The sequence below is a fragment of the Photobacterium kasasachensis genome, assembly GCF_050336885.1.
GTDB classification, from domain to species: Bacteria; Pseudomonadota; Gammaproteobacteria; order Enterobacterales; family Vibrionaceae; genus Photobacterium; species Photobacterium kasasachensis.
On the sequence record NZ_JAKJSH010000038.1, the window covers coordinates 1 to 12,048 of the forward strand.

The 12,048-nt window shown below is 41.1% G+C and carries 10 protein-coding genes; 7 read left to right on the plus strand and 3 right to left on the minus strand.

What is annotated here, in order from left to right:
• Positions 1-1,222 precede the first annotated feature (1,222 nt).
• The gene (locus L4D19_RS29155) at positions 1,223-1,507 is read left to right on the plus strand and encodes a hypothetical protein (protein ID WP_428455283.1); all 285 of its coding nucleotides are present in this window, start codon (positions 1,223-1,225) and stop codon (positions 1,505-1,507) included.
• 1,154 nt (positions 1,508-2,661) lie between these two features.
• On the opposite strand, the gene L4D19_RS29160 is transcribed toward L4D19_RS29155, so the two are convergent.
• Both L4D19_RS29160 and L4D19_RS29165 read right to left on the minus strand, forming a co-directional pair.
• Positions 2,662-2,895: a hypothetical protein gene (locus L4D19_RS29160; RefSeq protein WP_428455284.1), complete on the minus strand. Its 234-nt coding sequence runs from the start codon at positions 2,893-2,895 to the stop codon at positions 2,662-2,664.
• A gap of 1,105 nt (positions 2,896-4,000) precedes the next feature.
• Entirely contained in the window at positions 4,001-4,249 is a 249-nt protein-coding gene (locus L4D19_RS29165) for a hypothetical protein (RefSeq protein WP_428455285.1), read from the minus strand.
• A 1,474-nt stretch (positions 4,250-5,723) separates the two neighbouring features.
• On the opposite strand from L4D19_RS29165, the gene L4D19_RS29170 reads away from it, so the two are divergent.
• From L4D19_RS29170 to L4D19_RS29190, 5 genes are all read left to right on the plus strand, one after another.
• Positions 5,724-6,194 (plus strand): hypothetical protein, encoded by a 471-nt coding sequence (locus L4D19_RS29170; protein ID WP_428455286.1) that lies wholly within the window; start codon positions 5,724-5,726, stop codon positions 6,192-6,194.
• A gap of 225 nt (positions 6,195-6,419) precedes the next feature.
• Positions 6,420-6,773, plus strand: coding sequence for a hypothetical protein (locus L4D19_RS29175; protein WP_428455287.1), 354 nt, complete (start codon positions 6,420-6,422; stop codon positions 6,771-6,773).
• Between the two features lie 141 nt (positions 6,774-6,914).
• On the plus strand, positions 6,915-7,877 hold the full coding sequence (locus L4D19_RS29180; protein WP_428455288.1) for a hypothetical protein: 963 nt from the start codon (positions 6,915-6,917) through the stop codon (positions 7,875-7,877).
• 143 nt (positions 7,878-8,020) lie between these two features.
• A complete protein-coding gene (locus L4D19_RS29185) occupies positions 8,021-8,782 on the plus strand; it encodes a hypothetical protein (RefSeq protein WP_428455289.1) in 762 nt (253 codons plus the stop codon).
• Between the two features lie 135 nt (positions 8,783-8,917).
• Positions 8,918-9,520 carry an HAD-IB family hydrolase gene (locus L4D19_RS29190; RefSeq protein ID WP_428455290.1) on the plus strand — a complete coding sequence of 201 codons (603 nt, stop codon included), beginning with the start codon at positions 8,918-8,920 and terminating at the stop codon, positions 9,518-9,520.
• A 548-nt stretch (positions 9,521-10,068) separates the two neighbouring features.
• On the opposite strand, the gene L4D19_RS29195 is transcribed toward L4D19_RS29190, so the two are convergent.
• Entirely contained in the window at positions 10,069-10,224 is a 156-nt protein-coding gene (locus L4D19_RS29195; protein ID WP_428455291.1) for a hypothetical protein, read from the minus strand.
• Between the two features lie 1,009 nt (positions 10,225-11,233).
• Between L4D19_RS29195 and L4D19_RS29200 the strand changes: the two genes are divergently transcribed.
• Positions 11,234-12,013, plus strand: a complete 780-nt coding sequence (locus L4D19_RS29200) for a hypothetical protein (protein ID WP_428455292.1) — start codon at positions 11,234-11,236, stop codon at positions 12,011-12,013.
• Positions 12,014-12,048 lie beyond the last annotated feature (35 nt).

Consider the following 12,048-nt stretch of genomic DNA (forward strand, 5'->3'; position numbering starts at 1 on the left):
ATAATTTACCTTACAGATTTCTATGTAGCACCGATTGAAAGAAATATGAGTCAGCGGCCTAACAAAGCAATCAAGGTGACCCGTTACACTCGGCGGTTTTGGTATGGAGTTCGGCGTGCTTTGTTGGTTTAGTGCTGGGMACCTTATTGCAGGCGTTATGGCGCTAGGTGCACAGAAAACGTGGTGATCGCTTTATTGCCTCGGGTCGTGCTTAGCAGCTACGAAGTCGGTCTTCTCAGGCGATATACCTGAACGCTTCTCTGTATAACGAACTGGGAGATTGATTGGTTTTGTTCGCAGCACGCTCGATTTTCGTTCCGAGAATGCTAGTTTCTGAGTCAATGTTCCAATTAGCGTATTGGCATGTTTGTTTTTGACCTTACCCGTTAATTTCATTGTTTGTGGTTATTTCGGCTGTGCTCTGCGACACTGATTCGTGCTTTGAGAAAAGAGCTGTTCAAGTTCAATCAATCTCTGTTTTACGCTGTAATTCAGCAAGTTGAACGGCGCTCACTTTAACTATATTCCCAAATAGTTATCATATTCGCTCAAGAGCCGGACATCCTTAAGCGGTAGCGTGCGTGGCGATTGATACTGTTGCCTTGAGTGCGCCATAACAAAGGTATCAAGGTGACGCGTTACACTCGGCATTTTTGGTTTGAAGTGCAGTGGGTTTGGTGAGTTCATCGTGGCGCACCTTATCCCAGGCGTTATGCACCTAGAGCAAAGTATTATTTTTGTTGTAACTTCATCGCTCAATACCAAAACTTCTCAGGCCATTCGTTCATTAATAGGCTGCCGCTTGGCTCCGGGGAAAAGCGTGTTGGAAGTCTCTTTGTTGTCTTTGAGTACAAATCCTCAGGCTCCTGTTTAACACCCTTTTTGTTCCGTGGTTTCAGGAAACAGCGATCCCTTTGGCTTTCAGCTTTATCGCAGGACAGCCAATCAAGTTTTGCATCAGGTATGTGTTAAATTTCGGCTGGCTTAAAGGTGCGGATTGTCATCAGAAATCATCAAGTATCGATTTATTGCCGGTTCAACGGAACGACGTCATGCGCGAGCAGACTCGTAGCCAAGTTGGGATCGCACTAATGGATGGAGTTGCATAACAAAAGTATCAAGGTGACGCGTTACACTCGGCATTTTTGGTTTGGAGTTCAGTGGGTTTGGTGAGTTTATCGTGGCGCACCTTATCCTAGGCGTTATGTGGTTAGGAATAAATATGACTCAAGTAGAAACATGGCAGAAAATAGAAGCAGAGTTAATGGCGGCTTATGAGTTGCTTCCAGAGACAATCATTGAATCAGATAATGGTTATAGAAAAGACGACTTTCTTGATTACATTGCCGCTAATGAACTTTTGTTAGCCATGGAAGAATTGGATGGTGTTATTGAAGATAACCCGAGCCCATCAAAGCAGTTCTGGCGTCACTTAATAAATGCATCAAAGTTAATGGAAAATATACACTTGGTTAAGTACAAATCTATTCTTGCAGCTACAAAATAAGAATTACAGACCCATTTTAACTCATTTTTTCGTAGAAACTGATTTAATGGGGGTAACTTAAGATTATTGATATTAGCTCGTAGCAATAATAAGCATGTTTAAGCGGTTTTCGTAGAGTGATATCAGGACGTTTGATTGTATTTTAACTTAATACACTTACATCGATGACAAGTTTACCAATGCAAATTAAAATCAGATAGGATTAAGTGACTATAACCACATAACAAAGCAATCAAGGTGATGCGTTACACTCGGCGGTTTTGGTACGGAGTTCAGTGGGCTTGGTTAGTTCAGTGGGGCACACCTTATTGCAGGCGTTATGCACCTAGAGCAAAGTCTTGGTTATTGTTGATAAATCATCGCTCAATACCAATGTCTCTCTGGCTATTCGTTTATCAATAGGCTGCCGTTTAGCTTCGAAGATAAGCGTGTTGGAAGTCTCTTTGTTGTCTTTGAGTACAAACCCTCAGGCTTTCGTTTAACACCCTTTTTGTTCCATGGTTTCAGGAAGTAGCGCTCCCTTAGGCTTTCAGCTTCATTGCAGGGCAGCCAATCAAGTTTGGTATCAGGCAGGTAAGAAATCTCGGCTGGCTTAAAGTTGCTGAAAGTTATCTGCGCTCTTAAGTCCAGTATTCGTTGTTGTCCCGGCGAAAGGAGATCATATGCGGACAGGTCTTCGCCCAAGTAGGGACAGCATTCTAGGATGGAGTTGCATAACAAAGCAATCAAGGTGACCCGTTACACTCGGCGGTTTTGGTTTGAAGTTTTGTGTGCTTTGCTAGTTTAGCGTGGGGCACCTTATTGCAGGCGTTATGTCTTTTCCCGCACTGTAGTCACCATAGTCCAGGTCATCAATGGCGGCCTTTTATCAACTTATTTTCTGTCGAAGTGCGGTGAGAATAGCTAATCGCAAGTTGCGGTTATTGGCTTGGTGATCATAAGGTTCGTTTTTCTCTTTGGCTTCTGGCTACCCAAGTTCGAGAGCCGCAACAAGGGTAGGAGAGCCAGCACGTGTTGGCATCTGTGTTTACTAAGTCGTTTTCAGATTCTTTGCCAATGAGCTTCCGCTTTTGTTACTGCTATCTTGCATGATGAAGAGCACAACCCCAGGATGTTGTGAGCTAAGCAATAAAACACAAGCAAATCAGATGGATTTAAGCCATAACAAAAACATCAAGTTGACACTTTTTACTGCGCATTTTTGGTATGGAGTTCGGCGTGCTTGGTGTGTTTAGTGGGGCGCAACTTATGTTAGGCGTTATGTCTTTTCCCGCAATGTAGTCGCCATAGTCCAGGTCATCAATGGTGGCCTTTTTATCAATCTCTTTTCTGTCGCAGTGCAGTGGGAATCGTTCATCGCAAGTTGCGGTTATTGGTTCGGTGGTCATAAGGTTCGTTTTTCTCTTGGGCTTTAGGTAATCCAAGTCCTTTAGCCGCAACAATAGTAGGAGAGCTGGGACGTTTTTGCTTCTGTGTTTACTAGGTCGCTTTCAGATTCTTTGCCAATGAGCTCGCGTTTTTGTTGATACTATCTTGCATGCTGACGAGCACAATCATCAAGATGTGGTGAGTTAAGCGAAAAACACAAGAAAATCAGTTGGATTTAAGCCATAACAAGAACATCAAGTTGACGCTTTTTACTGCGCATTTTTGGTATGGAATTCGGTGCTATTGGTGAGTTTCGTGGGGCGCAACTTATGTTAGGCGTTATGTCTTTTCCCGCACTGTAGTCACCATAGTCCAGGTCATCAATGGCGGCCTTTTTATCAATCTCTTTTCTGTCGCAATGCAGAGAATCGTTCATCGTAAGTTGCGGTTATTGGTTCGGTGTTCACAAGGTTCGCTTTACTCTTGGGCTATTGCTTGCCTAAGTCCGCGAGCCGCAACAAGAATAGGAGAGCTGGCACGTGTTGGCCTCTGTGTTTACTAAGTCGCTTTCAGATTCTTTGCCAATGAGTTCCCGCTTTTGTGGCTGTTATCTTGCATGATGAACACAACCTCAGGATGTTGTGAGTTAAGCAAAAGGCACAAGTAAATCAGATGGATTTAAGCCATAACAAAAACATCAAGTTGACGCTTTTTACTGCGCATTTTTGGTATGGAGTTCGGCGCGCTTGGTGTGTTTAGTGGGGCGCAACTTATGTTAGGCGTTATGTCTTTTCCCTTACTGAAGTCACCATAGTCCAGGTCATCAATGGCTGCCGTTCCATCAACTTCTTTTCTGTCGCAGTGCGGTGAGCACCGTTCATCGCAAGTTGCGGTTATTGGTTCGGTGTTCACAAGATTCGTTTTTCTCTTGGGCTTTTGGGCACCAAAGTCTGCGGCTCGCAACAAAAGTAGGAGAGCTGGCTCGTGTTGGCCTCTGTGTTTACTAAGTCGCTTTCAGGTTCTTTGCCAATGAGCTCGCGCTTTTGTTGCTGCTACCTTGCATGATGAAGAGCACAGCCCCAGGATGTTGTGAGCTAAGCAAAAAACACAAGCAAATCAAATGAATTAAGCCATAACAATAACATCAAGTTGACGCTTTTTACTGCGCTTTTTTGGTATGGAATTCGGCGCGCTTGGTGGGTTTGGTGAGGCGCAACTTATGTTAGGCGTTATGTCTTTTTCCGCACTGTAGTCACCATAGTCTAGGTCATCAATGGCGGCCTTTTCATCAATCTCTTTTCTGTCGCAGTGCGGTGAGAATCGTTCATCGTAAGTTGCGGTTATTGGCTCGGTGGACACAAGGTTCTTTTTCACAAAGGCTTTTGATTACCCAAGCCCGCGCGCCGCAACAAGAGTAGGAGAGCTAGGATGTGTTGGCATCTGTGTTTACTAGGTCGCTTTCAGATTCTTTGCCAATGAGCTAGCGCTTTCGTTGTTGCTACGTTGCATGATGAAGAGCACATCCCCAGGATGTTGTGAGTAAGGCAATAAGTGCCAGCAAATCAAATGGATTTAGCCATAACAAAAACATCAAGTTGACGCTTTTTACTATGCATTTTTGGTATGGAGTTCGGCGCGCTTGGTGAGTTTAGTGGGGCGCAACTTATGTTAGGCGTTATGTCTTTTCCCGTACTGTAGTCACCACAGTCCAGGCCATCAATGGCGGCTGTTCCATCAACCTCTTTTCTGTCGCAGTGCGGTAAGAATTGTTCATCGCAAGTTGCGGTTATTGGTACGGTGGTCATAAGGTTCGTTTTTTTCTTGGGCTTTTGGTAATCCAAGTCCTCGAGCCGCAACAAGAGTAGGTGAGCTGGCGCGTGTTAGATTCCGTGTTTACTAAGCCGCTTTCAGATTCTTTGCCGATGAACTCCCGCTTTTGTTGTCACTATCTTGCATGATGAAGAGCGCAGCCTCAGGATGTTGTGAGTTAAACAATAAGTGCCAGCAAATCAGATGGATTAAGCCATAACAAGAACATCAAGTTGACGCTTTTTACTGCGCATTTTTGGTACGGGGTTCGGTGCACTTGGTAGGTTTAGTGGGGCGCAACTTATGTTAGGCGTTATGAATGTTCTACAAAACTATCTGATAGGGATATTTGATGGTAAGTATACTAATAGTGGTATTGTTTTCGCCAATACCTGTGTTATTGCTTATAAATAAGCTCACAAAGACATCAGGTATTCTGGATAGACTGATTTGTATTGTACTTATAGTATTATTTAGTTTTTCACTTTACCCATTGTCAGAGCCTCATCTGCTGCTTTCTAATTATATTAATATAGATAAGTGTTCAACAATAACGTACACGTTAGAAGATTTTACCTCCCGTAAGGGTACCAATCGAATTACCATATTGGATAGAAATAAATATAGAGTTGTGACCGTAGAGGGTGGGTTGGGTAACTGGGTTAAAGACAAAAGTGATCTGATGTTGTTWAAAGGTCAAAGTATCGATATTACTCAATGTCCTTATTTTGGTAGTGGTTACTATTCAGATATGATTGCGCAAGTTGAGATAAATGATGTTATTTATTTTCAATATCGCAATCTAGAAGAATATTATGAGTTAACTAAGGTGAATAGATGGATAATCTTTGGTTTTCTGCCATTCACTTTACTATTTATGTTGTTTTATTCCCGTCGATTAACTCATGAAAGCAATTCATAACAAAAACATCAAGTTGACGCTTTTTACTGCGCATTTTTGGTATGGAGTTCGGTGCGCTTGGTTGGTTTAGAGGGGCGCAACTTATGTTAGGCGTTATGTGCTAATGGAGTAATCAGCATGAAGGATGATCAATTTTATCCAGATTGGTTGTATAAAAAGCTTATTGAAAATGATTTGCCATGGCATAAAAAGGCGAGCTTGAGTCTAGAATCTTTTTGCGAAAAGTATACATTACATGATTCATTTTGGGTCGGTGTATTCCATCATGTCGCTTTCGACCAATCCGTAACAATTGCGTTTCAGTGGGATTCTGTATGGCTTCCTGATGATATTAAAGAGGGAACATCGTATTTTGATGATTGGCCATTTCTATTCTTTCAACTAGAAGGTGTCAAAGAAGTAACCACTGCAAATTTTGAAAATTTGGATGGGATAAACCGTGCAATCGATGGAGCTGAATTTTTAGAATTAGATGGTGAGCAGCATTTGGCAATAGACGATGTTTATGGTGGACAAGTTAATATAGTCTTTACTGGTAAGTACTCAATTTTAGCTCTAAATCCAGACGGAAGTATGCTCAAGATATGAGGACAGTACACACATAACAAGGCAATCAAGGTGATGCGTTACACTCGGCGGTTTTGGTATGGAGTTCGGTGTGCTTGGTTAGTTCAGTGGGGCACACCTTATTGCAGGCGTTAGGCACTTGGAAATATGAAATAATTACAGTTAAGCTCAGACATTACATTTTGTTATAAGTATTTTCTCATTCCGACTTTGTTCATTGCCTTACCGTTTCTTTGGTTCTTATACTTGAAAGAAAATATTGTAAATACGCCGTTAGGTATTCAAACGCTCTTCCAAGCGATAGTACCATTGATAATAATGGGAGGCTTAATTGGAGTTTACCTTCCTATCAAAAAGGTAGTTTTAACTAAAAATGGTTTTCTTGTAACTAATTATAGAAGAAAACTGTATATTCCTTTCGAACAGGTTAAATCGGTGCATGGTTCAATTTTGCTCAGTCCTGAGGTTATTCTGTTGAGGGTTGAGGGTAGCGGTTTTGGAAAGAATATCTTATTCATTCCTAAGTATAGATTTACAATACTGGCACCATTTACAATAAACCCAGTAGTAAACGAGCTTCGAGATATTATCACCAATTAACCTGAAGTTAGTGTTCTGAGTGCCTAACAAAAACATCAAGTTGACGCTTTTTACTGCGCATTTTTGGTATGGAGTTCGGCGCGTTTGGTGAGTTCAGTGGGGCGCAACTTATGTTAGGCGTTACATGATAAAGGAAGTATAGTGAACAAAAATGTGAATAACACTTATCTTTATGGGGATGATACAGCAACAGTTGTATACAGAGATACATTAGAGCAGTGTTTAAAAATAATTGATAACTTTGCGACTCCTACACAAATAAGAAAACTGAAGAAAGACCTGCAAGTTGAGGGTGATAAGTTTGATGAAGTAAAATATCTTCAAGCTGCATGTGAAACATCTGTTGCTGCCACTATTGCTTCGTGTTTTCCAAATACTTTTCAATATGAGCCTAAGTTAAACCCTCCTGCTGATGTTGATTGTTCATTTAGTTACAATGGCTTTAAATATAATATTGAAGTCAAATGTCCTGATTATTCAAAAGCTCATTCTCAGGAAGCAAGAGAAGTGTTTAATATTGGGGCTTTTGGTAGGTTGGATGGTTTTAAGGGGATGGCTAATGATCTTGTCGGGTTATTTGAAAGTGTAGGAAAACCGCTAGAAGTTCAGCCGCATATGGATAACAAGCTAAAGGACTATTTATTATCAGCAAATAATAAATTTCCAGCCAATACTGATGAGCGTGAACTTAATGTTTTATTAGTTTGTTGTGATACAGCATTGGATCTTCAAAAATGGTTTTCTTATATGCATTGCGAAAAGGGCTTGTTAACAGCAGAGTCATTTCATCAACCAGATGATTACTCCAAAGTTGATGTTGTTGTTTTGACAAATCTATATCATCGTCATTATTCATATAAAAAGAAAAGTAAGATAACTGATAATTGGTCGTTAGGAAATTCATTTAATTTGGTTTTTGATAATAGAAGTACATTAAGGGAAAAGAATGAGGCAATTTTGTCTTTAGTAAATATATTACCTAACTATTCCAGGGAGGTTTTTGATTATCATGTTTCGGAGATAGAGAGGCCATTATTAATACCTCTTTTTGTTAACAATGAGTTAATATCAAAAAATATATTTTACTTCGATCCAAGCATGTAACAAGGCAATCAAGGTGATGCGTTACACTCGGCGGTTTTGGTATGGAGTTCAGTGTGCTTGGTTAGTTCAATGGGGCACACCTTATTGCAGGCGTTATGTATCTAAAGAGTTTTACTTTAAAACAAAAAACATCAGGAATATTAATGAGTAAAAGGGAAAGAACTTCAATTAAAACATCAGTTTCTAAAGCTCTAATAGCAAGTTCAGGGGGGATGTGCTGCTTTAGAGAAAATGGTCGAAGGTGTAGAAAGCTTCTTGCGTCGGGAAAAAGATCAACAGGTAAGCAGGCACATATTATTGGCGTAAAAGGACCACGATCTGAAACTCAGATACCTTATAAATATAAAAGTATTATCATAGAAGAAATCAATGATTTTGATAACTTACTGTGGATGTGTAATGAACATCATGACGAAATTGACGATCCGCGCTACGAAGATTTTTATACAGTAGACCGGCTCATTGATATGAAATTAGAGCATGAGCTTGAAGTTGCTAATAGATGTACTTTTCCCTTAGATGAAAGAAACAGGGCAGATGCTTGGTTAATACATTCGTTTTTCAGTTCTTTTGATATAGGTACTTTGTATTCCCTCGACTTTGAAGATGCTTATGGTGATTCTGACGATGATATATTGCATTTCATTTCTACTTTGAGTTTTGTTCTTGATGTGTTGGAATCGAATTCTCCTATATTTAAAAATCGCGCACTTAATCGCAAGTGGGAATTATTTACAAAAGATTTTTTGAGGGTGTTCCCAAATGAGTTGTTAGTCACTCAAGAGCCAGACGAAGAAGATGTATATGACTTTTTAAATAGTCGTGACGCCCTTTTAAAATATTTAGAAAGGAAATATCACTGGGTAAGAGAGCTTTTAGTAAGTGATGAACCATCATGGCTGTGATGGCTACATGATACATAACAAGGCAATCAAGGTGACCCGTTACACTTGGCAGTTTGGGTATGAAGTTCGGTGCGCTTTGCTTGTTCAGTGTGGGGCACCTTATTGCAGGCGTTAGCATTCAAAACGGGAAAGCGAATGAATTTAGCACTCTTTGATTTTGATGGAACAATAACAACCGAAGATACATACACTAAGTTCATATTTTTTGCGACTCCAAAGCTAAGGCTAGTTGTAGGTTTTAGTGTTATTTGGCCGGTTATTATTTTTTATAAATTGGGGTGGCTTCGTGCGAGTAAAACTCGTCCAATTCTATCAAAAGTTGCATTTTGGCGACGTGAAGTAAGTAAAGTATCAGTGTCGGCTGAAAGGTTTGTTGCTGAGTACTTGCCATTGGTTACGAGGAAAGATGTGTTAGACAAAGTAAGGTGGCATAAATCTCAAGGAGATGAAGTATTTGTTGTATCAGCCTCTTTGAGTCCTTACTTGGAGATCTGGTGTCAATCTCAAGGTGTTAATTTGATATGTAGTGAGCTTGAAAGTAAGGCTGGTATATACAATGGTAATTACACCAAAGGTGACTGTAGTGAAGAAAGAAAAGTCCGTTATATTAAAGATAAACTCGACTTATCTGAGTATTCGACTGTATACGCCTATGGGGATACAGATGAAGACCTCCCTATGCTTTCAATAGCGCACGTAAAGTATTTTAGAGGGGAGTTACTTAAGGCCGAATGCTAACAAGGCCATCAAGTTGACCCTTAACACGGCGCATTTTTGGTATGGTTTATCTTGTGTGTATACGGCGGTCTGTTTGGGTATTGTCGCGGGCAACTTATGGCGGCGTTATATGGCATTTTGTAATCACATTGCTCTGGTTCCGTTACTCTAAAGGCTTGTAGTTTTATTGTCTGCCGCAGTGCAGTAAAAGACGTTCTGTGACCAGTGCGGAAAAGCGTCATCGCCATGCAATATTCTTTGCCAAAAGAGCATTGTCTCTTTCAAATTCATGAAGCCGCACTATGGAGCATAGTGTCGGTGCGTCATGATTTAAGTGGTTACTAAGTTGTTGAAATAACAATGCCAAGTAGGTTTTCAGTTGGCGATAGCGTGGAGCCAACTTTACATTGGGCTCTGCGGCGAAGTCTAGCAATATCGAATGTCTCGGTGGGGGCGGCCAAGCCGCTTTGGCTATCGCGCTAGCATATAACAAGGCCATTAAGTTGACCCTTTACACGGCACATTTTTGGTATGAACTGGCTTGTGTGTTTACGGTGGCCTGTTTAGTTCTAGGGCGGGCAACTTATGGCAGGCGTTATGTCTTTTCCCGCACTGTAGTCACCATAGTCCAGGCCATCAATGGCGGCCTTTTCATCAATCTCTTTTCTGTCGCAATGCAGAAAGAATCGTTCATCGCCAGTCGCGGTTATTGGTTCGGTGGTCACAAGGTTCTTTTTTATCTTGGGCTATTGCTTACCCCAAGTCCGCGAGCCGCAACAAGAATAAGACTGCCGGCACGTGTTGGCCTTTGTGTTTACAAAGTCGCTTTCAGATTCTTTGCCAATGAGCTCCCGCTATTGTTGATGCTATCTTGCATGATGAAGAACACAACCCCGGGGTGTTGTGAGCTTAGCAAAGAACACAAGCAAACCAGATGGAATTAAGCCATAACAAAAACATCAAGTTGACGCTTTTTACTGCGCATTTTTGGTATGGAGTTCGGCGCGCTTGGTAGGGTTAGTGGGGCGCAACTTATGTTAGGCGTTATGACTTTTCACGCACTGTAGTCATCATGGTCCAGGTCATCAATGGCAGCCTTTATTTCAACCACTTTTCTGTCGCAATGCAGGCAGAATTGTTCATCGTAAGTTGCGGTTATTGTCCGGTGATCACAAGGTTCGTTTTTCTCTTGGGCATTTGCTTACCTAAGTCCGCGAGCCGCAACAAGAGTAAGAGAGTTGGCACGTGTTGGCTTTCGTGTTTACAAAGTCGTTTTCAGGTTCTTTGCCAATGAGTTCGCGCTTTGGTTGCTGCTACCTTGCATCACGAAGAAGAGCACGACACCTGGGTGTTGTAAGTTAAGAAAAAACACAAGAAATCAGATTGATTAAGCCATAACAAGAACATCAAGTTGACGCTTTTTACTGCGCATTTTTGGTATGGAGTTCGGCGCGCTTGGTGAGTTTATTGGGGCGCAACTTATGTTAGGCGTTATGCACTAAGAGGGATCATGGAAATAGTTTTATCTTCAGGTGAGTATATAGAAGAGTACTGTGATTATGTAATTGAATAATTAGAAATGGTGTGTTCATTACATAGATATCGTAGGCGCCCAGCAGTCCAACCTGTCGGCAGTACTGCTTGCTACACAGATAGTTAACAAGCCAATTTTATCGGAACTGAGGCTAAGCCGCGGTCTGACTAACTTTCTTCACATTGAAAAGGAAAAAATTAATGATTAATAGTAAGGCTTTGTTGTTTGGCGTTGCATTAACAACAGTAGCGAACGTTGGTCAAGTGCAAGCACAATCTCAAGTGACTATTGAAAAGCGGTACGAGACAGAGGTGAAGTTCAATGAGCCTTTACCACTTGAATACACAACTCATATGGATTTCCGGAAGGGGTATGTGGACTTCGGGGTGAAATTTGAATCATTGACAAGATTGTGCTTCATACCTCTTGGTAACAGTAAAATGACCTATTCAAGGATAGGAGCTGGCCATTCTTTAAACTTATCGATGAATAACCGTGAGCCCTACTGTCGAAGCAAAGGTTCTTTGTCACCTGTGTTTGATTTGTATATGGATGGACAAGAAGCAATTGAAGTATCTGTTGGGGGAGAAGGAGTGCTTACTGGCTACAAGGTGGTAGCCTATACCACTGGAGCAATATCTGATCCTAATGCAGAGCAGATTTATGTTGATGCTGTTATTAATTCACTTGGTTCTGCAGGCGGTCATGCATTAAGTTATCAGGTTGAGCCTAACGTCACGTATGAATTAATAATTGGAGATGGGCTAGCTATTTTTGACACAACTAAAGATGCAGAGATGGCAAATGTGGCTGTGTCATATGTTAATGCGGAAAATCATAAGCTAACAATTGCCACGATTGATAGCGCTCAAAAGGCTTATTTAACGACTGACGGTACTATGAACTTCTTCTTTGTAGATGACGGGCTCTTAAACAAAGGCGGGGTAACCGTTAATCTTAAAAGAGTTAATCTTAACTAATCTGTAGCCCAGTATACTGACCTTATCCTAAATTT